We start from the raw sequence: 22,161 nt of genomic DNA, 5'->3' as shown, positions 1-22,161 counted from the left end.
CTCGGCATGGACAACCAATCATCCCATGATTCTATGATGTGTCTCATGGCTGGTGAGGAAACCCGGACGCTCAAGTCCACGACCGTACGCACGGCGGCTCCGACCGAACTCCGGGAGACCGGGGGCACCGCCCCGCGCGCGTGGATGATCCGGCTGCTCGTCGTCGGCATCGTGCTGGCGGCGCTGAACCTCCGTCCCGCCATCACCAGCCTCGGCGCACTGCTTGAGGAGGTCCGGGCCGACCTCGCCATGAGCGGCAGCGTGGCCGGGCTGCTCACCTCCGTGCCCCCGCTGTGCTTCGCCGTCTTCGGCGTCACCGCCCCGCGGCTGGCCCGCCGTTTCGGAGCGGGTGCGGTGGTGTGCGCCGGCATGGTCGCCATCGGCGCGGGCCTGCTGATACGCCCGTTCACGGGAGGCACGGCGGGCTTCCTGGCCGCCAGCGCCCTCGCGCTCATGGGCATCGCCGTCAGCAACGTCCTGATGCCGGTCCTCGTCAAGCAGTGGTTCCCGGACCGGGTCGGCTCCATGACCGGCCTGTACTCCATGGCCCTCGCCCTGGGCACATCCACGGCCGCCGCGGTGACCGTGCCGCTGACCGAGGCACTGGGCGGGAACTGGCAGACGGGACTCGCCCTGTGGGCGGCGCTCGCCGCGGCCGCCGTACTGCCCTGGATCCCGTTCGTGGGAAACGCGGGGAACGCGGGAAGTTCGGGAAGGTCGGGAAAGCGGGGCAGGCCACCGGCCGAGCGGGCCCCCGCACCCGGGCCGTCGTCCCCGGGCGCGGCGGCGTCGGCGGACGCGCCCGCGCCCGAGGTGCGCATCACCCGCAGCCGGACCGCCTGGGCGCTGGCCGTCTTCTTCGGGCTCCAGGCGACCGTCGCCTACATCACCATGGGCTGGATGCCACAGATCTTCCGGGACGCGGGCGTGCCCGCGAGCACGGCCGGGCTGCTGCTCGCGTTCATCATGGTGATGGGCGTGCCGCTCGCCTTCGTCATCCCGCGCCTCGCCACGCGCCTGCCCCAGCAGGGCCCGATCGTGCTCGTGCTCGGTGTGAGCGGCCTGATCGGCTACGCCGGCCTGTACTTCGCACCGGCCGCCGGCGCCCTGGTCTGGGTGCTGCTGCTGGGCATCGCCAACTGTGCCTTCCCCCTCGCGCTCACCATGGTCGGGATGCGGGCCAGGTCCGGCGCGGGCGTGGCCAAGCTGTCGGCCTTCGCCCAGAGCACCGGCTATCTGATCTCCATCCCGGGCCCCCTCCTGGTGGGCGTGCTCTACCAGCACAGCGGCGGCTGGGGCCTGCCGCTCGCGCTCCTGGCCGGCCTGATGATCCCGCAGACGATCGCCGGAGTCCTGGCGGGCCGTGACCGCACGGTGGAGGACGAGGCGGCGGCCCGCTGAGCCCGCTCCGCCCGACCCCGGGGAGCACCGCAGCGCCGGCGGGTGCGAGACTTGCCCCATGCCAGTCCTCGACCCGAACCCGCAGAACGGCCAGAAGAAGCTGCTGCTCGTCTTCGGAGCGTTCTTCGCCATCTTCGTCGTCATCGGTGTGATCGCGAGCATCCTCGCGCCGTGACACCCCCGGCGTCGGCCCTGTCCGGGGCCATGGTGGTGCTGGCCCCCCTGTCCCCTAGGGGGCCAGGATCAGGGTCAAGTGGGTGGGTCACCGGATGGGTTGAGGGCCGAGGAGTACATACCTTCGAGATGTGGCCGCGAGACGCGGCACGAAACACTCGAAGAGCGGAGACCTCATGTCGGCGCGCACCCACACCCGGCCCCACCCGGTCCTCCGGGGCGGCGTCGACAGCCGGCTGCCGTGGTGGGCCCTCGTCCTGCCCGCGCTCGCCTTCGTCACGCTGCTCGCGCTGGTCCTGAACCCCTCCGACGCGCACGCGGCGACAGCCGAGCCCGGAATCACCCACCTCCTCGAGCGTGCTCAGCAGCTCATAACCCGCTGAGCACCCCGGGAACGGCCGTCAACTACCCGCGCCCCGTGGCCTGTTTCATGCGAAGCTGGGGCACATGAGCGTCGCAGAACCCCGCAGGATTGTCCTTTTCCGGCATGCGAAGGCCGACTGGCCACCGGTGACCGACCACGAGCGCCCGCTCGCCGAGCGCGGCAGGACGGACGCCGCAGTCGCCGGACGCAAGCTCGCCGACTCCGCCATCGCGTTCGATCTGGCTCTCTGCTCCACCTCGACCAGGACCCGGGAAACGTGGAAAATCGCGGTGCACGAGTTCCCACAGCGTCCGAAGACGGTCTACGAGGAGCGGATCTACGAGGCCTCGCCCGGTGAACTGATCACCCTGCTGAACGAAACCCCCGACGACGCGCAGAACGTGCTTCTGGTCGGCCACAACCCCGGCATCCAGGGAGCGGCCGAGATCCTCTCCGGGGCGGCCGAGGGGGACGCGGGTGAGCGGATGAGCCGTCGTGGCTATCCCGCCGCAGCCTTCGCCGTGCTGTCCTTCACCGGTTCCTGGAAGTCCCTCGAGCCCGGGGTCGCCACCCTGCTCGACTACTGGGCACCCAGCGAGTGACCCACGCGCCATGACAGCGGGGCCCGGCACCGGTCCGGCGCCGGGCCCCGCACCGGACCGCCCCGCACGGACACCGCGGGTCCGCGCGTGGTTCAGTCCCGGTCGAGGATGTCCGCCGCCTCGACCTCTTCGCGCGTAATGCCCAGCAGGTACAGGACCGTGTCCAGGAAGGGGAAGTTCACCGCGGTGTGGGCCGCCTGGCGCACCACCGGCTTGGCGTTGAACGCGACGCCGAGACCCGCCGAGTTGAGCATGTCCAGGTCGTTCGCGCCGTCGCCGATCGCCACGGTCTGCGACAGCGGGACGCCCGCCTCGGCCGCGAACCGGCGCAGCAGCCGCGCCTTGCCCGGCCGGTCCACGATCTCGCCCGTGACCCGGCCGGTCAGCTTTCCGTCGACGATCTCCAGGGTGTTGGCGTGGGCGAAGTCCAGCGCCAGCCGCTCCTTCAGATCGTCCGTGACCTGGGTGAACCCCCCGGAGACCACGCCCACCTGATAGCCGAGCCGCTTCAGCGTGCGGACCAGGGTGCGGGCACCCGGTGTCAGCCGCACCTCGCTGCGCACCTTGTCCACCACGGAGGCGTCCAGCCCCGCCAGCAGCTGCACACGCGCGTGCAGCGACTCCTCGAAGTCCAGTTCCCCGCGCATCGCCGCCTCGGTCACCTCGGCGACCTTGTCCTCGCAGCCGGCATGGGCGGCGAAGAGTTCGATCACCTCGTCCTGGATGAGGGTGGAGTCCACATCCATGACGACCAGGCGCTGGGCCCGGCGGTGCAGACCGGCCGCGACGACGGCGACATCGACCCCGAGCTTCGATGCGTCGGTCACCAGGGCGGTGCGCAGCGGTTCCGTCTCCACGCCGGACACCGCGAACTCCACCGCGGTCACCGGATACTTGGCGAGCCGGAAGACACGGTCGATGTTGGCGCCGGTCTTCGTGATCCGCGCGGCGATCGCCGCCGCCGTCTCGGCGGTGAGGGGGTGGCCCAGCACGGTGACCAGGGAACGGCCGAGCCCGCGCGGGCGGTTGTCGCCGGTGCCGGAGATGATCTCCGCCTGCATCTTCATCGACTCGGCCCAGTTGTGGACGGTTGCCCGCAGGCTGCCCTCCAGGCTCTGCGCCGGCTGGGTCACGAGCACACACAGCACGATTCGGCCACGGGTGACGACCTGCTCGATGTCGACCACGTCGACGGAGTAGGCGGCGAGGGTGTCGAGGAGACCGGCGGTGATACCGGGTCGGTCCTTGCCGAAGATCTTGACAAGGAGTGTGGGAACGTCCGAGGTCTGCGATGCGTTCATGGTGTTCTTACCGTATCGGGCACGCAGTGCCCTGCGCGCCCGAGGTCCGTCTGGCGGACAGCGAACTCTCGGCGTCGCCGAGGTGTCTTGGACCTTACGCGCTTCGGCCGCCGTCCGCCTCACCGGCCGCCGGGACGACGTGGGGCCGGGGGAGGGGGCGGCGGAGGCGGAGGTCCTTCGTCCGGCCACAGTGGCGGGCGCTTCCCCGTGGACGGCCCGGCATCACGCCCGGACCGTCCGCCCCCGGGCCGCCCGCGCGGGGCCCTTCCCTGTGGCGGCGGCCCGACGGGGCGGATCACGGTCGGAGCGCCGGAGATGTCGCCGTCGTCCGGCACGCCGTCGTCCCCGGGAGGCTCGTTCGGGGGCCGGCCGGGCGGCCGCATGTCACCGAGTGCCGCCGGCGGGCCGGGCGGCCGGGTGTCATCGGGCTCCGGTGGGGGAGCGTGCCCCGACCGCGCGCCGGGCCACCGCCCCGCACCACCCGGCCGGGCCTCCGGCCGCCCCCGCAACTCCTCGGGCACCACCAGATACGGATTCGTCCCCGGATTCGGTGGCCGATACGGCACCCCCGGCGCATACGGCCCGACCCCCGCCCCGGCAGGTCGGGGCCTGGTCCCCGTACCGTCCCCCGGTCCAGCGGCACCCCCGGCGTACCCCGGGCTCCCGGCGCCTTCCACCGCCACGCCCCCGCCCTCGGCCGTGACCCGCGCCCACGGCGCCGCCCGTCGCCCCGCAGCCCCGCTCGCCCATGCCAGCAGCGCCCCCGCCGCGCCCGCGCCCGCACCCCAGACGGCGCCCAGGAGCAGTGCCGCGGCGAGGTGACCGCGCAGCTCGACGCCCGCACCGAACGCGTCGAGACCGAGCACGGACAGCGAGACGTCCGCCGACACCTCCGTCAGCCACACCAGCAGCGGCAGGGCCGACGCCGTCGCGACCCCCAACCGCAGCGCGCACCGCCCGGCGAAACCCGCGGCGCCCCCATTCCGTACATCATCGGCACCCCCCGCCGTCCCCAGCGGTGTCCGCGCCGCCACCAGCACACCGGCCAGCAGCATGGCCATCGCGGCCGCCGCCCCCAGCAGCCACACCCGCCCGTCGAACCCGGCCAGCCGGGCCAGGGTGACCGGCTGGCCGGAGTCCACCCGCAGCAGGTCGTCCAAGGGGTGCGGCAGGACGCCGAGCAGCGCCCCCGTCGCCCTCCCCTCCCACGGCACGAACAGTCCGACCGGTATGCCGAGCCACACCCCGTTCGGCGCTCCCAGCAGGGCCGCTCCCGCGATCCGCCGGGGATGGTCGTCGCCGATCGCCGCGTACCCCGCCGCCGCGTACCCCGCCGCCACCGCCACCAGGCCCACCACGACGAGGGCGGACACCGCGGGCCGTACGACGCGGTGCAGGACGTCCCAGCCGCGCGGCAGCGGAGTGCGCCTGGACGCCAGCAACGCGACGACCAGGACGCCGGCCGACCAGCCCAGACCACCGAGCAGCGTCGGCACGGTGTCGACGCCGAACCCGACCGCGGCCTTCACGTCGACGAGATCACCGACCCGCTCCGGCAGCAGACCCCCGACATCACCCAGCCCCGGGATCTCGATCCCGCCGCCCCCGCCGGCGCCCGGCAACCCGTCCAGGCCCAGCGCGTCCCCGTCGACGGTGACGACGCCGTGGCCCGCCCACACCAGGCCACCCGCCATCCCCACGAAGAGCGCCACGACCGCACCGGCGCGTGCGGCGAGTTCGGCCGGGGACAGAACGTCGCCCGCAGCCCGCAGCGACCGCAGGAAGACGGACGACAGCAGCAGCGCGCCCACCAGGCTCACCCCCAGCGGCGCGACCCCGACGGCCGTGCTCGCCTCCGCGCCCGACAACCCGGACGCCGACACCTCGACGGACGGCGTGACCGATCCGCCGGTCGCCGACGCCACCACCGCGGCCGTCATCGGCCCCAGTGAACCCGCCGAGTCCGCGTCCAGCAGACGCAGCCCGAGCGCCGCCGTCCCCGCCATCCCGATCAGCGCCCAGCTCACCGCGGCGACCGCGGACATCACGACATCCACCCACGGCACGCGCGTGCCGTGCCCCGCGGTACCGACGCCCGTGGCAGCGCTCATGGCAGACCCCCCGACCCGCGGCGCGGCACACGGTGGCCGCGCATGCCCCCTCGGGTGGATTACCACTCTCCGGCCCGGTTTCAACCCCGTCAACGGGAGCACGGAAGCGTCCGGGAGCCCCCCTTCCCATGGCCCGGCTTCCGGTTCGGCGGCCGAGCCTGAAATAGTTCCCCCCGATGTTCGACATCCCTAGACTCCCTGCGACGGGGGGAATTCGGGGGACAACTCAGTGGGGCATGGAGTGCCGGAACTCGTACTGGAATCAAACGGACGGACCTGGACGCTCGATCCGTCCAGGTCGTACACCCTGGGACGCGATCCGCAGGGGGACGTCGTGGTGGACGACGCCAGGGTGTCCTGGCGACACGCCACGATCAGCTTCAACGGCCGCAGTTGGGTCGTCGAGGACCACGGCAGCACCAACGGCACGTTCGTGCAGGGGCAGCGGATCCAGCATCTGGAGGTCGGCTCCGGTACGGCGCTGAACCTGGGCAACGCGACCGACGGGCCGCGGGTGACCCTGTCCGGCACCGCGGCCCAGGCCGCCTCGCCGCAGCAGCAGCAACCGCAGCAGCCGTACGCGGCACAGGGGGTGCAGGGGGCGGTCCCGGGCTGGGTCCAGCAGGGGCAGCAGCAGATGCATCAGCAGCAGTCCGCGCAGGCCGGCTGGCAGCAGCAGGCACAGCCGCAGCAGCCGGTGCCGCCGCAGCAGTCCGCGCCGTACGTCCCGCAGCAGCAGGGCCCCGGTGGCGCGGCGGGGGCGCCGCCGGTGTACGGCGACCGCAGTCCGACCACGTTCCACCAGTTCTCGTTCGGCCGCGTGATGCGTATCGGCCGTGCTCTGGAGAACGACCTGGTCGTCTCCGACCTGCAAGTCTCCCGCAACCACGCCGAGTTCCACTCGACGCCCGACGGCCGCATGGAGATCCGCGACCTGGGCTCGCACAACGGCACCTACGTCAACGGTATGCCGATCGCCAAGGGCGGCACGCAGCTGCTCGGCCCGACCGACATCGTGGGCGTCGGCCACTCGACGTTCCGGATCGTCGGCGACCGGCTCGAGGAGTTCGTCGACACCGGTGAGGTGTCCTTCTCGGCCCGCCACCTCACCGTCACGGTCGACGGCGGCAAGCAGATCCTCAAGGACGTCTCCTTCGGCGTCCCGGAGAAGTCACTGATCGCGGTCATCGGCCCGTCCGGCTCCGGCAAGTCCACCCTGCTCAAGGCGCTCACCGGGTACCGGCCCGCCGACCAGGGCGAGGTCCTCTACGACAACCGGAACCTCTACAAGCAGTTCGCCGAACTGCGCCAGCGCATCGGTCTGGTCCCGCAGGACGACATCCTGCACAAGGAACTGACCGTCAAGAAGGCCCTCGGGTACGCGGCCAAGCTCCGCTTCCCGGCCGACACCACGGCCGCCGAGCGCGACGCCCGCATCGACGAGGTGCTGCGCGAGCTGAAGCTGGACATCCACAAGGACAAGAAGGTCACGTCGCTCTCCGGCGGCCAGCGCAAGCGGGTCTCGGTGGCGCTGGAACTGCTCACCAAGCCGTCGCTGATCTTCCTCGACGAGCCGACGTCGGGCCTCGACCCGGGCATGGACCGCGACGTCATGCAGCTGCTGCGCGGGCTCGCCGACGACGGGCGCACCGTCCTCGTCGTCACCCACTCGGTGGCCGAGCTGGCGATCTGCGACAAGCTCCTGGTGATGGCGCCCGGAGGCTCGGTCGCCTACTTCGGTCCGCCCGAGGAGGCGCTGAACTTCTTCGGCTACGACACCTGGGCCGACGTCTTCTCCGCCTTCGAGAACTACCGCGACTACGACTGGGCGGGCCGCTGGAAGGGCTCGCAGCACTACCAGATGTACGCGGCGGACATCGACGCGGTCGCGCCGCAGTCCGTACAGGTCCCGGCGATGCAGGCGATGAAGCCGCCGAAGCCGCAGGGCTGGATGTCGCAGTTCACCACACTGGTGCGCCGCTACATCTCGGTGATCGTCTCCGACAAGGGGTTCCTCGCCCTGACGGTGATCCTGCCGGCCGTCCTCGGCGCGGTCAGCCTGCTCATCGACGCCGACAAGGGTCTGCTGCCGAACCCGCCCCACCCGCAGACCGGCCGGATCATCCCGAACGGCACGGCGACCACGGTCCTGCTGATCCTCGCGGTCGGCGCCTGCTTCGCCGGTGCCGCGAACTCCGTACGTGAGCTGATCAAGGAACGGGTCATCTACGAGCGGGAACGCGCGACCGGCCTGTCCCGCTCGGCGTATCTGATGTCCAAGGTGTTCGTGCTCGGCATGATCACCGTGCTGCAGGGCCTGATGGTCGGCGTCATCGGCTTCTCCAGCCGGGAGCTCCCCGAGGAGGGGCTGGTCCTCGGCGGCTTCACACTGCTGGAGCTGTCCATCCCGATCATGGCGCTCGGCTTCACCTCGATGATGTTCGGCCTGATCATCTCCTCGCTGGTGAAGACCGCCGAGAAGACCATGCCGCTGCTGGTGATGTTCGCGATCGTCCAGGTCGTCTTCACCGGCTGTCTGTTCGCGCTGCACGGCTCGATCGGCGTCAACCAGTTCTCGTTCCTGATGCCGTCGCGCTGGGCGGTCGCCGCCTCCGGTGCCACGCTGGACTTCAACAAGATCAGCCCGCCGGAGACCGCGGGCGACCCCGACCCGCTGTGGGAGCACACGGCGGGGGCCTGGTTCATGGACATGGGCGCGCTCATCGCCCTCGGCGTGATCTGCGGCTTCTTCGTGGCCCGCTTCCTGCGCCGCCACGAGCCCGAGGTCATGCGCAAGTAACGCGAGTGACGCAAGGAGCCGGCGCGGCCGTTCGCGCGCCGTACGCCCGAAGGGCGGCACCCCGTCAGGAGGGTGCCGCCCTTCGGAGTATCCGGGCGCGTCAGGCCGCGTGAAGAGGTCCGCGCCGACCTCAGTACGCGCTGTTGACGTTGTCCATGGAGCCGTACCGGTCGGCCGCGTAGTTGCAGGCGGCGGTGATGTTCGAGACCGGGTGGTAGATGTCCTTCGGCGTGCCCGGGACGTGGTACGCCTCGAACGTCGGCGGGATCACCTGCAGCAGACCCTTGGACGGGATGCCGTTCTTGGCGTTGATGTCCCAGAGGTTGATGGCCATCGGGTTGCCGGAGGACTCCCGGATGATGTTGCGGTGGATGCCCTCGTACGAGCCCGGGATCCCGTGCTTCTTCATGATGTCCATGGACTCGCGGATCCAGCCGTCCAGGTTGTTGCTGTAGGTCTTGGGGGCGGCCTTGTCGACCTCGGCCCGCTGCGCGGAGCGGTCTGCGGCCTGCTCGGCCTCGCGCTCCTTCGCGGCCTGCTCCTTCGCGGCAGCCGTCGCAGCCTGCTTCTCGGCGGCGGCGTCGGCCGCGGCCTGCTTCTTCGCCGCGATCTGCTCGGTCTTCACACCGGAGACGGCGAGCTGGTCGGTGACGGAGCCCTTGACGTCCTTGATCGGCTCGGTGCTGTAGGCGACCTGCGCGGTGGGAACGGCCTCGCTCGTGACGGTCGTCGACGCCTCGCTCGGCGTGGCCGAGAGAGCGATGGCGGCGGCACCGAGGGCGGCGACACCGGCGGCGGCGATCTTGTGGTGGCGGTTCAGGGCACGAATGTGACCTCGGGCGAGGAAGTTCTTCGACATGGGTGATGGACCTCTTCGAATAGCGCGGAGGTCGCTCGACGTCCGGTGGGGACAGGGGTTTCTCCGGCACGAACGCCGCGGGCGGAACCCACGGCGCTGAGCGACGAGAGCAATTCTTAGCGGCCGCAAAATGGCTAGGCAAAGGTGTGACGTACGAAGTCGGGTAGTGGATCAGGGGAGGTCAAAACGGGGCATAGGGGGCTATCTGCGCCGATCACGTGCCCGCTATGGTCCTCCTATTCACCTTCGTACGTGATGTGGGCCCTATGCCCGGCCTCACACCGGGCGACCGTCACCCTCACCGGGAGTTGCTGGTGCAAGGCTCTGTGTGAGGGGTGCGGCGAGCCCTGGACCGGCCCGCGAAGAACCCGGGTCCGTCCCGGGGAGACCGGAGGTCCTAGGACCTCCGGTCCGGGTCGTCGCCGCCACCGGTCGGATCCGCGGTGCCGGTGCCCGCCGGTACCGTGAGGACATGAGCCACGGCCCCCGGTCCGGCCTCGCCGCGGTGAGCACCGCGTTGCTGGCCATGAGCAGGCACCTCGAGGTGCGTGACGTCCTCAAGACGATCGTCGCCTCGGCCCGCGAACTGCTCGACGCGGAGTACGCCGCGCTCGGCGTCCCCGACGACCACGGCGGCTTCGCCCAGTTCGTGGTCGACGGCGTCAGCGACGACCAGTGGAAGGCCATAGGCCCCCTCCCGCGCCAGCACGGCATCCTCGCCGCGATGCTCCGCGAGGACGGACCCCAGCGCCTCGCCGACGTACGCAGGGACCCCCGCTTCGAGGGCTGGCCCAGCGCCCACCCCGACCTGGTCGACTTCCTGGGCCTGCCCATCCGCGACGGCGACGAGGTCATCGGCGCCCTGTTCCTGGCCAACAAAAGGACCCCGGCGGGGGGAGGCCCCGAAGACCCCCAAGACCCCTCCGGCCCCCCGTGCCCCGCACCCGAGGGCGCCTGCGGGTTCACCCAGGACGACGAGGACGTGCTGGGCATCCTGGCCCAGCACGCGGCGATCGCCCTCACCAACGCCCGGCTCTACGAGCGCAGCCGCGAACTGACCATCGCCGAGGAACGCTCCCGCCTCGCCCACGAACTGCACGATGCCGTCAGCCAGAAGCTGTTCTCCCTGCGCCTCACCGCCCAGGCGGCCGCCCGCCTCGTGGACCGCGACCCGGCCCGGGCCAAGGGGGAGCTCCAGCAGGTGGCCGCCCTGGCGGCCGAGGCCGCCGACGAACTGCGCGCCGCGGTCGTCGAGCTGCGCCCCGCGGCCCTCGACGAGGACGGCCTCGTCCCCACCCTCCGTACCCAGATCCAGGTCCTCGACCGCGCCCACAGCGCGCGCGTGACCTTCGCCGGGCACGGTGCGCGCGCCCTGCCCGCCGCACAGGAGGAGGCCGTGCTGCGCGTCGCCCAGGAGGCGCTGCACAACGCCCTGCGGCACTCGGGGGCGGACCGTGTCGACGTCACCCTGGGCCGGCGCGGAAGTGGCGCCGTCCTGCGGGTCACCGACGACGGCAAGGGGTTCGACCCGCAGATCATCCGCAGTGCCGGACGGCATCTCGGCCTGGTCTCCATGCGCGACCGGGCGAGCGGGGTCGGCGGCAGCCTGACCGTGGAATCGGCGCCCGGCAAGGGCACCACGATCGAGATGGAGGTCCCCGGTGGCTGACGCGATCAGGGTGCTGCTCGTCGACGACCACCAGGTGGTCCGCCGGGGGCTGCGCACCTTTCTGGAGGTGCAGGACGACATCGAGGTCGTCGGCGAGGCGGCGGACGGCGCCGAAGGAGTCGCCCTCACCGGGGAGCTGCGGCCCGACGTGATCCTGATGGACGTCAGGATGCCGGGCATGGACGGCGTGGAGGCCCTGCGCCGGCTCCGCGAACTGGACCACCCCGCGCGCGTGCTGATCGTCACCAGCTTCACCGAGCAGCGCACCGTGGTCCCGGCCCTGCGCGCGGGCGCCGCCGGATACGTGTACAAGGACATCGACCCCGACGCGCTCGCCGGAGCCATCCGCTCGGTGCACGCCGGACACGTCCTCCTCCAGGCCGAGGTCGCCGGCGCCCTGCTGGCCCAGGAGGAGACCCACTCCGGCCAGGGCCGGGCCGGTTCGCTCACGGAGCGGGAGCGCGAGGTGCTCGGCCTCATAGCGGACGGCCGCTCCAACCGGGAGATCGCCCGCGCCCTGGTCCTCTCCGAGAAGACCGTGAAGACGCACGTCTCGAACATCCTGATGAAGCTCGACCTGGCGGACCGCACCCAGGCCGCCCTGTGGGCGGTGCGCCACGGCCTGAGCGGCTGAGCACCCGGACACCTGAGTACCTGAGCGGTGAGCCGGGGGAGGCCGACCCGTGACGTGCCGGGCCGGGCGGATGGTTCCCCTCCGGTGCGAGATTCATACCGTAGTGGGAATGTCCCCCGGATGGCGCATCCTTCTTCGGCCTCCCGCCGTTCTCCCGTGCGTACCGCGGCGCCTGCCGCGGTGACCGCGAGGAGGGCTCGGAAAGTGAAGAACCTGAAGAAGGCAGCGGCCGTGACGATGGTGGCCGGCGGTCTGCTCGCCGCCGGCACGGGCATGGCCTCCGCCACCGACGGCGCGCACGCCGGCGGCAAGGCCGTGGGCTCCCCGGGCGTCGTCTCGGGCAACGTCATCCAGGTCCCGGTCGACGTCCCGGTCAACGTGTCCGGCAACAGCGTCAACGTGATCGGCCTGCTGAACCCCGCCTTCGGCAACGTGGCCGTCAACGGCTGACGCCTCTCACCCCACCGGTGACGCTCCCGGCCTCCCGGCCCCACCCGGGAGGCCGCCCGGTCCGCCCACGCCGGTCACGCAGGGGCCGGGGCTCACCCGGCCCCCCGCTCCCGTTCCTCCACAACGGAGTTGTACGCCGCGACCTGAGCCCGCCGGGCCGTCCGCTCCACCGGCCGCAGGGCCTCCCCGCGCGCCGCCATCTCCGACGCGCTCACCGCGCCCCCGTGCCCGTTCGCACCGGCCAGCAAGACCAGCGTCCCCACCCGCCGCGCCAGCTCCAGCACCCGTACCGCTCGCGGCGGATATCCCGGCGCCAGCACCTCACCGCCCGACTCCGCCCGGGCCCGGTACGCGTCGATCGCCGCCTCGGCCACCGGACCCGAGCCGGCCACGTCCAGCCGCGTCAGCACCTCGGTCGCCTCCCTGAGCGCCTCCGCCAGCTCCCGCCCCGCCTCGCCGAGCGAGGGCACGTCGGCGGGCGGCGCCTCCCGCACCGCCAGGCAGTGCCAGACGACCTCCACATGCACATCACCCGCGGGCCCGGCCTCCCGCACCTGCGGCACCAGCCCGAAGGCGGCCCCGTGACCGACCACCGCCTCCCCGGCCTCCAGAGCCCGCGCGTTGAACTCCGGCGGCCCGCTCAGCCCCAGTGGATGCCCCGGCATGGGCAGCGCGACCCGCAGCCCGGTCACCCCGAGAGTCCGCAGCCGCCCCAGCGCCAGCGTGAGACCCACCGGCGCGGACTCACCCGGCACCCCCTCCACCCGGTGCACCGCGTCCTCGCCGACGATGGCGAGCACGGCGTCATCCGGCGAGACAAGACCGGCAATAAGGGCATTTCCCCAAGAGGCGAGACGTCCTGAACGTGGTTCCGAGAGCATGCCTCCACCCTAAGGACAGGACCGAGGGGATGTCCGGGCCGACCGGTGGCGTAGATTTCATGGAGGGCCGCGCCCACGGGCGCGGCGGACCGACCACAGGCGTACGACAGAGCCGAGAACCCGGCCACACTGCAAGGGGAGACAACGCGCTCATGAGCGATGTTCTGGAGCTTCAGGACGTATCCGTGGTCCGCGAGGGCCGGGCTCTGGTGGACCAGGTCTCCTGGTCGGTGAAGGAGGGCGAGCGCTGGGTCATCCTCGGTCCCAACGGCGCGGGGAAGACCACCCTGCTGAACATCGCCTCCAGTTACCTGTTCCCGAGCAAGGGCACCGCCACCGTCCTCGGCGAGACCCTCGGCACCCCCGGCACCGACGTCTTCGAACTGCGCCCGCGCATCGGCATCGCCGGGAACGGCATGGCCGACAAGCTCCCCAAGAACCAGACGGTCCTGCAGACCGTGCTGACCGCCGCCTACGGGATGACCGCCGGCTGGCAGGAGGAGTACGAGGACATCGACGAACAGCGCGCCCGCGCCTTCCTCGACCGCCTAGGCATGTCCGAATTCGTCGACCGCAGGTTCGGCACCCTCTCCGAGGGCGAGCGCAAGCGCACCCTCATCGCCCGCGCGCTGATGACCGACCCCGAACTGCTGCTCCTCGACGAGCCCGCCGCCGGCCTCGACCTGGGCGGCCGCGAGGACCTCGTGCGCCGCCTCGGCCGCCTCGCCCGCGACCCGATCGCCCCCTCCATGGTCATGGTCACGCACCACGTCGAGGAGATCGCCCCCGGCTTCACCCACGTCCTGATGATCCGCCAGGGCCAGATCCTGGCCGCCGGCCCGCTGGAGCTCGAACTCACCTCCCGCAACCTCTCCCTCTGCTTCGGCCTCCCGCTCGTCGTGGAGCAGGTCGGCGACCGCTGGACCGCGCAGGGCCTCCCGATGGCCTGAACCCGGCCGGGGGGGTTCCGTCCCCTCAGAAACCGGGCTCGGAAGGCCCTTTCGAATGCCCCGGCGCCCTGTCGGTGACCGGGTGCGCGGTCCTACCATGCCCCTGTGGACATCGATGCATGGCTGTGGTGGCTGATCGGCGCGGCGGTACTCGGCATCGCGCTGGTGATCACCGCGATGCCCGAACTCGGCATGCTCGCGGTGGGCGCCGTCGCCGCGGCGGTGGTCTCCGGAATCTTCGGCGGCGGCGCCGTGGTCCAGGTCGTGGTCTTCACCGTCGTGTCGACCGCTCTCATCGCCGTCGTACGCCCCATCGCGAACAGGCAACGCGTACAACGCCCCCACCTCGCCAGCGGTGTCGACGCCCTGAAGGGCAGACAGGCCGTCGTGCTGGAACGGGTCGACGGCTCCGGCGGCCGGATCAAGCTGGCCGGCGAGATCTGGTCGGCACGTTCCCTCGACGCCGCCCGCTCTTACGAAGTGGGCCAGGAAGTGGACGTCGTGGAGATCGAGGGAGCCACGGCGATCGTCATGTGATCCCGCACCACTGGCCAGCACAGGACAACAACTGGGCCGAACGGCCACCGAGTTGCACGACGGTCTGTCAGACTCGACCAGCAAGATCCGTAACAGGCATAGGATCTGACGAAGGCGCCGAGGCGAAGAAGGGTTCGGGAAACCGACGATGCAACCGATCATCATCGTCCTGATCATCCTGGTGGTGTTGGTCTTCATCGCCCTGATCAAGACGATCCAAGTCATCCCGCAGGCCAGCGCCGCCATCGTCGAGCGCTTCGGCCGCTACACCCGCACACTCAACGCGGGCCTCAACATCGTCGTCCCGTTCATAGACACCATCCGCAACCGGATCGACCTGCGCGAACAGGTCGTCCCGTTCCCGCCGCAGCCGGTGATCACCCAGGACAACCTGGTCGTCAACATCGACACCGTCATCTACTACCAGGTGACCGACGCGCGGGCCGCGACCTACGAGGTCGCCAGCTACATCCAGGCGATCGAGCAGCTCACCGTCACCACCCTGCGCAACATCATCGGCGGCATGGACCTCGAGCGCACCCTGACCTCCCGCGAGGAGATCAACGCGGCCCTGCGCGGCGTCCTCGACGAGGCCACCGGCAAGTGGGGCATCCGCGTCAACCGCGTCGAGCTCAAGGCGATCGAGCCGCCCACCTCCATCCAGGACTCGATGGAGAAGCAGATGCGCGCCGACCGCGACAAGCGCGCCGCGATCCTCCAGGCCGAAGGTGTCCGGCAGTCCGAGATCCTGCGCGCCGAGGGCGAGAAGCAGTCCCAGATCCTGCGCGCCGAGGGCGAGGCCAAGGCCGCCGCCCTCCGGGCCGAGGGCGAGGCCCAGGCCGTCCGCACGGTCTTCGAGGCGATCCACGCGGGCGACCCCGACCAGAAGCTGCTCTCCTACCAGTACCTCCAGATGCTCCCGAAGATCGCGGAGGGCGACGCCAACAAGCTCTGGATCGTCCCCAGCGAGATCGGTGACGCCCTCAAGGGACTCTCCGGGGCCATGGGCAACTTCGGCGGCCTGGGCGGCGGTTCGGGCGGCAACGGCGCCTCCGGCGGCGCCACGGAGCGCCGCGAGAAGCCCTCCATCGACTGACGGCCGCCGCACATGGAGCAGGTCCCCGCGCCCCTCCAGGGGCGCGGGGACCTGCTCCATGTGAAGCTCCGCCGCGTGGGCGCGATCAGCCGTGAACAACCCGCAGCCGGGAACTCCAGGCCCCTACGGCGAAACCCTCACGCCGCGTCCAGCGCCAGCCAGTCCGGCAGTGCCTCAAGATCGTCCCTAGCCAGCGCGAGCAACATCGCGTCCGCCGGCGTCGGCTCGAACGGCTGCCGCAGCAGCGGCATCCCCGCCTGCTCCGGAGTCCGGTTCGCCTTGCGGTGGTTGTCCTCCGCGCACGAGGCCACCGTGTTCAACCAGGTGTCCTGCCCACCGTGCGACCGCGGCACCACGTGGTCGACGGTGGTGGCCCGCCGCCCGCAGTACGCGCACCGGTGCCGGTCCCGCACCAGCACACCCCGCCTCGACCACGGCGCCCGTCTTCGGAACGGCACCCTGACGTATTGGCAGAGCCTGATCACCCGCGGCACCGGTATGTCCACCTCGGCTCCCCGCATCCGCAGCTCGGGGTGGGCCTGCTCGACGACCGCCTTGTCCTGGAGCACCAGAACGACGGCTCGGTTCAGCGTCACCGTCGACAGCGGCTCGAAGCTCGCGTTCAGCACCAGCGTGTCCCGCATACCAGCCCACCTCCCGTGTGCACCGGCCCACCCCTCGGCGGGCTGGGATCAACTCTGGCCGGGCACGCCGGGATGGACAACGCAATATCTGCTGCCTCAACGGGAGGCGACCCCGCGCCCCCGGCAACAAAAATGCCCGCCCCTGATCAATTCCAAGACCAGGGGCGGGCAAACGTTCCGTGAACGCTGGGATCGGCTCAGGAGCCGGCGGGCACCTCGTACTCACCGATCAGCTGGGCCCGCGCGAGCGTGTGGAACCGCAGGTTGAAGCCCACCACGGCAGGGGACGCGTCCGAGTCCGGACCGAGCTTCTCCTGATCCACGGCGTACACCGTGAACACATACCGGTGCGGCCCGTCCCCGGGGGGCGGCGCGGCCCCGCCGAAGTCCTTGGTGCCGTAGTCGTTGCGCGCCTGAATCGCGCCCTCGGGCAGCCCCTCGAACCCGCCGCTGCCCGCGCCGGCCGGCAGCTCGGCCACCGAGGCCGGGATGTCGAACGCCACCCAGTGCCAGAACCCGCTGCCCGTCGGGGCATCCGGGTCGTAGCAGGTCACGGCGAAGCTCCTGGTCTCCGGCGGGAAGCCCGACCAGCGCAGCTGCGGCGACGTGTTGCCGCCCGCCTGCACCTGGGCGTCCCGGAGCGTCGCGCCCTCCTCGACGTCCTCGCTCGTCACCGTGAACGACGGCACGGGCGGGTGGAAGTCATGGGGGAGCGGACGCCGCTCGAGCTCGGTCACCTCGGTACCTCCTGATCGATTGCGTTCAGTCGGAGCCGAGCCTAGAACCAGTTGCGCTTGCTGCCGACCTCCGACAGCCACTGGTTGAGGTACGCCGCCCAGTCCGTGCCCTGGTAGTCGTGCAGCCCCATCTTGAACGACCGGAACGTGTCGCTGCCCTCGCTGAACAGACCGGGCTTCTTGTCCATCTCCAGCACGACGTCCATCGCCTGATCGTCGGCCACGAAGGTCAGCTCGACCTGGTGCAGCCCCCGGTACTGCTGCGGCGGGAAGAACTCGATCTCCTGGTAGAACGGCAGCCGCTGACGAGTCCCCCGGACATGTCCGCGCTCCATGTCCGCGCTCTTGAACCGGAAGCCCAACTGGATGAACGCGTCCAGGATCGCCTTCTGCGCCGGCAGCGGGTGCACGTTGATCGGGTCCAGGTCACCCGAGTCCACGGCCCGCGCGATCGCCAGCTCCGTGGTCACGCCGATGTTCATCCCGCGCAGCGCCTGCCCGTCGATCATCGTGATCGGCGTCTCCCACGGGATCTCCAGCCCGAACGGCACCGCGTGCACCGCGCCCGCCTGGAGTTCGAAGGCGCCGCCGAGCCGCGACTTGGTGAACTCGATGTTCTGCTTGTACTCCTCGTCGCCGCTCTCCACCTCGACCTTGGCCTGCAACCCGACCGACAGACCCTCGATCTGCTGGTTCACGGACCCGCCCTGGATGCGCACCTCACCCTGGACGACCCCACCCGGAACGACGTTGTCCTCGTGCAGCACCGTCTCGACCGAAGCCCCGCCGGCTCCCAGGCTCGCGAGCAGCTTCTTGAACGCCATGTCTCTCCCCTTGTCGTCCTCTATCGCGTCGTTGCCGCGTGTGGACCTTTGATCCCTAACAACGCGATCGAGCCCCGGCCGGTTCCGTGTCCGTCCCCCTTGCAAGCACGGCGTCCGGTGACCACCCCGTGGCAGCACCCCGGCAGGAGTACGCTCGGGCGCCATGATCGCGACCCTTGACCGTACGCCCCTGCCCAGGAGGTTCTTCGACCGCCCTGCCCTCGAGGCCGCTCCCGACCTGCTCGGCCGGCTCGTCGTGCGCACCACCCCGGACGGTCCGATCGCCCTCAGCCTGACCGAGGTCGAGGCATACGACGGCTCCAACGATCCCGGTTCCCACGCCTGTCGGGGGCGCACCGCCCGCAACGGTGTGATGCTCGGTCCCCCCGACCACGCATACGTTTACTGCACCCACGGCACGTCAAGTCGGTCAGCATGAACGTTGTGGATCTCGCTCACCACGCTGAAGAAGTCGCCCCCAAGCTGCTCGGTGCCGTCCTCACCCACGAGGCCCCCGAGGGAACCGTGAGCATCACCATCACGGAGACCGAGGCATACTCCGGTACGGCCGACCCCGCCTCCCACGCCTACCGAGGCAGGACACCCCGCAACGCTGTCATGTTCGGGGCCGCGGGACATCTGTACGTCTACCGGTCTCACGGTCTCCACTGGTGCGCCAACATCGTCACCGGAACAGACGGCATCGCCTCGGCTGTCCTCATTCGCGCAGGCAGGGTCATCGAAGGGGAAGACCTGGCACGCAAGCGGCGAGGGACGAAGGTCGAGAGCCCACGCCTTGCGCGCGGTCCGGGGAACTTCTGCCAGGCGCTCGGCATCACGGCAGAGCACAACGGCGCAGCCCTGCTGACGGGCACCTCAATCGTGCTGTCCGAGGGCGAGCCGGTACCCGCCGCACTCATCCGGGTCGGCCCTCGGGTGGGCGTGAGCAGAGCCCATGACTGGCAGCACCGCTTCTACATCGCTGATGATCCGACGGTCTCGGCGTACCGACTGAGCCCGAGAGCCAAGCCGTCCGGCGGGGCCTGAGCCACTGTGCGCCGCGCCGGCGAGCCGGCGCGGAGTCGGGTCCGACGATGTGTGATCGCTCGCGAGCGTGGCGCGTGACGCGTTCCTGGCCGGCCGGGTGACTGCCGCCAGGAGCACGGTCACCGTGCACAACGACCAGCAGCCAACGGGAACCACCATCGTGAACGACGTACAGGCACGCCAAAAGCCCTTGTACCCGCTCCGGGTTGTGTGTTCGTGCACTCCACGTCCACCGCCGCGCCGTCCGTCGAGGGCTTGGCCGTCAACTTGCAGTGAAGACCCTCGGCCTCGAACGTCACGCATCGCTCAGCGGTTCCGGAAGGCGATCCGGCAGTGGTCCGAGTCGAACCCTCGGACTCCTCGACCTCTCGGCACCAGCTCGACGAGTTCGGAGCCCTGCCGGACAACCGTCCGTACGCAGTCGATCCGGTCGGGGCCTTCGTAGTCCAACTCCTCCCACAGGTACTCGACGTCCCCCGAATCCACCTGCACCCGCTTCGCTGCCAGGTCTGCCGGCCCGGTCCGGATCTTCGCCAGGTCAACCTCGCACCTGCCGATACCTGCACGCATGGACGATGCATCGATGTCCCCTACGGCGAACATCTCGCCAGAGCGGTACGCCTTTCGGACGTGGCCTCCTCCTCGGCCAGTAGCCCGGCCTCGCGCGCTTCGTCTGCGGCATTCGTGGCCGGAGCCTGTGATGCACCGGCCACCTGAGCAGGTGTAGATCCTGTATCGCTCGCCTGCCGCGTTCTTCTTGCTCCACCCCTGCGTCACGAGGTCCTGAGACTTCGAGCAGCCGACTCTCAGCCTCGATCCACCGCGTGATCTCTGATCACGCGGTGTGATTGGTTTCGGGGTGGATCTTCGGTTCCGGGCAGGGCGGTTTTCCGGATGGCCGTTCCGGTGGCGGGTTCTCCGAGGTCTTCCAGAGCGTGGACGGGCGGGGATCCGGTTGATCAGGTCTGCATCCGCTGCCCGGTGGTGGTCCACAGGTCGGTGAAGTCGTCGGCCCAGCGCCAGCGTTGGGGCATGTGGAGGGTGAGGCGGCGGGCGCCGGTGGCGATCCGGGCCGGGACGTGGATGAGGTGGCGGCGGATGGTGCCGGTCCGTGCCCTGGCGTGGAAGGTGGAGGCGAGGTGGCCGGTGGCCCGGGTGAGGTTGTAGGCGGTGGCCGCCAGGGTGAGCCAAGCGGCGTTCGCGGTGAACTTTCCTGACGGAAGATGGGCGAGCGCGGAGTCCTCCAGGTCGGCGAAGACCTGCTCGACCTGGGCGTGTTCGCGGTGCATCGGTTCGGCCTGGGCCAGGACGAACGGGCTGTCGGTGAAGATCACGTGATGGCGCCAGACGGCGAACAGCTCACTCTGCCCCTCGGGCACCGTCTTCGGGTTGAGCCGTTTCACGCGCCGCACGATGAGCCGGGCGGTGGTGTGGAACGTCTTCTTCTTGCTGGTGAAAGCCGTGAACGGGATCTCGGCTGTCTCGGCGTCGGAGATCCAGCGTTGCTCCTCGTCGTCCCAGATCGCGTCGGTGTACTTGATCGGTGTCCAGGCGGCGGGGTCGATCGTCTCGACGGCCGTGCGGATCGTCTTGGTGACCGCGGCCGCCAGGGAGAATCGGGTACCGGTCTTGCGGCAGGCGGCGACGACCTTGTGGGAGAAGTAGGCGGAGTCGGCACGGACGATGATCTGCGCGGTGATGCCCATGGCCCGCACCGTGGCCAGGGCCTCGCGCAGCAGCGAGGCGGCCCCCTTGCCCGAGCCGGCCGAGCCCTTGCGCAGCCGGGTGGCGACGATGACCGGCGCACACATGCCCGTTTTGACGGTGACGATCTGGAAGTGCAGGCCGCGGACCTTGGTATAGCCGAAGGAGGCGCCCTGCTTGGCCGGCCCGTAGACCTGCTTGACCTTGGAGTCGATGTCGACGAACACCACCTCGTCCGTCTTCGGCACCAGTCCGGTGTGCGCCGCCAGGTTGCAGAGGAAGGCCCGTGTGGCGGACTGCAGTTGGCGTACGTGTCCCCAGGTGAAGGCGCGCAGGAAGCTGCCCAGCGTGGACGGGGCCCGCACCCCGCCGAACAGACGCGGCAGACCGCCGTGCCGCAGCACGTCCAGGTCATCGATGTCCCCGCAGGGGGCAGCCCCCAGTCCGCACCGGCCAGCATCCCGGCCACGACGGACATCGCCTTCGCGTCGGCGGCCGTGCCCGCACCATTCTTCGCGCCGGTCAGCCTGACCTTCTCGGACACCAGCCGGGGCAGGCCGCACCGCTCGGCCAGCCGGACGGCCGGGACCAGCCCGGCATGCGCGATCAGATTCGGGTCGTCGAACGCGGCGAACACCCGCGTCGGGCTGTGGGAGGATTTCACTTACGAGGTGCCTTGCTGGTTGGGCCTGATGGAAGCGTGAGAACTCCCATTGTTCCAGGTCAGAGGGCACCTCTTTTCGTTTCCCCGTCCACAGCCCGGCCGTCACGCGGTGGATCGAGGCTCAGCTCTCAGCCCGCAACGACTGGGTCGCCGACGACCCGACGGTGAGTCCGTACCGGGCCCGTGTCCCGAAGTGTCAGCGGAGTTGACTCACCCCCGGAAGGCGCGTAACGTGGCCCGAGCCGCTGAACCGGGTACGGCAATCGCCTGCAGCCGGAGCGGTCAACCCACTACTCAAGATCGCCCCTCATCGGGGTCGAATTCGTCATGTTCGCATGCCTGAATTTCGCACCCGGAAGCCCGATTATGAATCGAGCGAGGGAATCGGCTAACGTAGTGAATGTCGAAAGGCCGACGGGCGAAAGCCCTAAAGCCGACGGTACGTCCCGCCGACCGGGAATCAGCCCGAAAGAGTCTGATAGAGTCGGAAACGCAAGACCGAAGGGAAGCGCCCGGAGGAAAGCCCGCAGGGGTGAGTACGAAGGAAGCGTCCGTTCCTTGAGAACTCAACAGCGTGCCAAAAGTCAACGCCAGATATGTTGATACCCCGTCTCCGGCCGTCCGGCCGGGACGAGGTTCCTTTGAAGAAACACAGCGAGGACGCTGTGAACCGCCGGATCATTCCTCCGGCGGTTCCGCTCCCGTGTGTGTC

The 22,161-nt window shown here is 70.4% G+C and carries 20 protein-coding genes and 2 pseudogenes; 13 read left to right on the top strand and 9 right to left on the bottom strand.

Translation table 11 applies throughout. From position 1 onward, the window contains the following. Positions 1-45: 45 nt before the first annotated feature. The 4 genes from DIZ27_RS39735 to DIZ27_RS39720 all read left to right on the top strand — a co-directional run bounded on the left by DIZ27_RS39735 (position 46) and on the right by DIZ27_RS39720 (position 2,541). Positions 46-1,401, top strand: a complete 1,356-nt coding sequence (locus tag DIZ27_RS39735) for a CynX/NimT family MFS transporter (protein WP_375232059.1) — start codon at positions 46-48, stop codon at positions 1,399-1,401. A gap of 58 nt (positions 1,402-1,459) precedes the next feature. Then, positions 1,460-1,576 (top strand): SGM_5486 family transporter-associated protein, encoded by a 117-nt coding sequence (locus DIZ27_RS47975; RefSeq protein WP_109383215.1) that lies wholly within the window; start codon positions 1,460-1,462, stop codon positions 1,574-1,576. A 175-nt stretch (positions 1,577-1,751) separates the two neighbouring features. After that, the gene (locus DIZ27_RS39725) at positions 1,752-1,958 is read left to right on the top strand and encodes a hypothetical protein (protein WP_109383214.1); all 207 of its coding nucleotides are present in this window, start codon (positions 1,752-1,754) and stop codon (positions 1,956-1,958) included. Between the two features lie 64 nt (positions 1,959-2,022). After that, the gene (locus DIZ27_RS39720) at positions 2,023-2,541 is read left to right on the top strand and encodes a histidine phosphatase family protein (protein WP_109383213.1); all 519 of its coding nucleotides are present in this window, start codon (positions 2,023-2,025) and stop codon (positions 2,539-2,541) included. 92 nt (positions 2,542-2,633) lie between these two features. Here the strand turns inward: DIZ27_RS39720 and serB are convergent, their stop codons facing one another. Together serB and DIZ27_RS39710 are read right to left on the bottom strand one after the other, a co-directional pair. After that, entirely contained in the window at positions 2,634-3,842 is a 1,209-nt protein-coding gene (serB, locus tag DIZ27_RS39715; RefSeq protein WP_109383212.1) for a phosphoserine phosphatase SerB, read from the bottom strand. Between the two features lie 119 nt (positions 3,843-3,961). After that, positions 3,962-5,953, bottom strand: a complete 1,992-nt coding sequence (locus DIZ27_RS39710) for a streptophobe family protein (protein WP_109383211.1) — start codon at positions 5,951-5,953, stop codon at positions 3,962-3,964. A gap of 241 nt (positions 5,954-6,194) precedes the next feature. Here DIZ27_RS39710 and DIZ27_RS39705 point away from each other — a divergent pair, with 241 nt between their 5' ends. Beyond that, a complete protein-coding gene (locus DIZ27_RS39705; RefSeq protein WP_181383927.1) occupies positions 6,195-8,753 on the top strand; it encodes an FHA domain-containing protein in 2,559 nt (852 codons plus the stop codon). Between the two features lie 130 nt (positions 8,754-8,883). On the opposite strand, the gene DIZ27_RS39700 is transcribed toward DIZ27_RS39705, so the two are convergent. After that, on the bottom strand, positions 8,884-9,612 hold the full coding sequence (locus DIZ27_RS39700; protein ID WP_109383209.1) for a transglycosylase SLT domain-containing protein: 729 nt from the start codon (positions 9,610-9,612) through the stop codon (positions 8,884-8,886). A gap of 472 nt (positions 9,613-10,084) precedes the next feature. On the opposite strand from DIZ27_RS39700, the gene DIZ27_RS39695 reads away from it, so the two are divergent. The 3 genes from DIZ27_RS39695 (at position 10,085) to DIZ27_RS39685 (ending at position 12,365) form a co-directional block, all read left to right on the top strand. Further along, positions 10,085-11,281: a GAF domain-containing sensor histidine kinase gene (locus tag DIZ27_RS39695; protein WP_109383208.1), complete on the top strand. Its 1,197-nt coding sequence runs from the start codon at positions 10,085-10,087 to the stop codon at positions 11,279-11,281. Further along, complete coding sequence (locus DIZ27_RS39690; RefSeq protein WP_109383207.1) at positions 11,274-11,915, top strand: response regulator transcription factor; 642 nt, start codon at positions 11,274-11,276, stop codon at positions 11,913-11,915. Before DIZ27_RS39695 ends, DIZ27_RS39690 begins: the two co-directional genes overlap by 8 nt. Before the next feature lie 204 nt (positions 11,916-12,119). Beyond that, positions 12,120-12,365: a chaplin gene (locus DIZ27_RS39685; RefSeq protein ID WP_109383206.1), complete on the top strand. Its 246-nt coding sequence runs from the start codon at positions 12,120-12,122 to the stop codon at positions 12,363-12,365. 92 nt (positions 12,366-12,457) lie between these two features. On the opposite strand, the gene DIZ27_RS39680 is transcribed toward DIZ27_RS39685, so the two are convergent. Then, the gene (locus DIZ27_RS39680; RefSeq protein WP_109383205.1) at positions 12,458-13,246 is read right to left on the bottom strand and encodes a hypothetical protein; all 789 of its coding nucleotides are present in this window, start codon (positions 13,244-13,246) and stop codon (positions 12,458-12,460) included. Between the two features lie 152 nt (positions 13,247-13,398). Between DIZ27_RS39680 and DIZ27_RS39675 the strand changes: the two genes are divergently transcribed. The 3 genes from DIZ27_RS39675 to DIZ27_RS39665 all read left to right on the top strand — a co-directional run bounded on the left by DIZ27_RS39675 (position 13,399) and on the right by DIZ27_RS39665 (position 15,829). Next, positions 13,399-14,196, top strand: a complete 798-nt coding sequence (locus DIZ27_RS39675; protein WP_109383204.1) for an ABC transporter ATP-binding protein — start codon at positions 13,399-13,401, stop codon at positions 14,194-14,196. Positions 14,197-14,301: 105 nt separating this feature from the next. Continuing rightward, positions 14,302-14,733 (top strand): NfeD family protein, encoded by a 432-nt coding sequence (locus tag DIZ27_RS39670; protein WP_109383203.1) that lies wholly within the window; start codon positions 14,302-14,304, stop codon positions 14,731-14,733. A 148-nt stretch (positions 14,734-14,881) separates the two neighbouring features. After that, complete coding sequence (locus tag DIZ27_RS39665) at positions 14,882-15,829, top strand: SPFH domain-containing protein (RefSeq protein ID WP_109383202.1); 948 nt, start codon at positions 14,882-14,884, stop codon at positions 15,827-15,829. 137 nt (positions 15,830-15,966) lie between these two features. Here the strand turns inward: DIZ27_RS39665 and DIZ27_RS39660 are convergent, their stop codons facing one another. The 3 genes from DIZ27_RS39660 to DIZ27_RS39650 all read right to left on the bottom strand — a co-directional run bounded on the left by DIZ27_RS39660 (position 15,967) and on the right by DIZ27_RS39650 (position 18,034). Then, entirely contained in the window at positions 15,967-16,473 is a 507-nt protein-coding gene (locus DIZ27_RS39660) for an HNH endonuclease (protein ID WP_109383201.1), read from the bottom strand. 197 nt (positions 16,474-16,670) lie between these two features. Beyond that, a complete protein-coding gene (locus tag DIZ27_RS39655; RefSeq protein WP_109383200.1) occupies positions 16,671-17,210 on the bottom strand; it encodes a YbhB/YbcL family Raf kinase inhibitor-like protein in 540 nt (179 codons plus the stop codon). A 41-nt stretch (positions 17,211-17,251) separates the two neighbouring features. After that, a complete protein-coding gene (locus tag DIZ27_RS39650) occupies positions 17,252-18,034 on the bottom strand; it encodes a sporulation protein (RefSeq protein WP_109383199.1) in 783 nt (260 codons plus the stop codon). Between the two features lie 163 nt (positions 18,035-18,197). Between DIZ27_RS39650 and DIZ27_RS39645 the strand changes: the two are divergent. Together DIZ27_RS39645 and DIZ27_RS39640 are read left to right on the top strand one after the other, a co-directional pair. After that, positions 18,198-18,422 (top strand): annotated as a pseudogene (locus DIZ27_RS39645) (DNA-3-methyladenine glycosylase); the annotation flags it as partial. Between the two features lie 47 nt (positions 18,423-18,469). Next, complete coding sequence (locus DIZ27_RS39640; RefSeq protein WP_109383197.1) at positions 18,470-19,081, top strand: DNA-3-methyladenine glycosylase; 612 nt, start codon at positions 18,470-18,472, stop codon at positions 19,079-19,081. A 306-nt stretch (positions 19,082-19,387) separates the two neighbouring features. Here the strand turns inward: DIZ27_RS39640 and DIZ27_RS47970 are convergent, their stop codons facing one another. Together DIZ27_RS47970 and DIZ27_RS39630 are read right to left on the bottom strand one after the other, a co-directional pair. Then, the gene (locus DIZ27_RS47970) at positions 19,388-19,651 is read right to left on the bottom strand and encodes a hypothetical protein (protein ID WP_258308779.1); all 264 of its coding nucleotides are present in this window, start codon (positions 19,649-19,651) and stop codon (positions 19,388-19,390) included. A 389-nt stretch (positions 19,652-20,040) separates the two neighbouring features. After that, positions 20,041-21,449: pseudogene (locus DIZ27_RS39630) on the bottom strand (IS1380 family transposase). Between the last annotated feature and the right edge of the window lie 712 nt (positions 21,450-22,161).

The sequence above is a fragment of the Streptomyces sp. NWU339 genome, assembly GCF_003143855.1.
Taxonomy (GTDB): domain Bacteria; phylum Actinomycetota; class Actinomycetes; order Streptomycetales; family Streptomycetaceae; genus Streptomyces.
The sequence above is the reverse complement of the archived record's forward strand: the minus strand, read 5'-3'. Positions and strand labels throughout refer to the sequence as shown.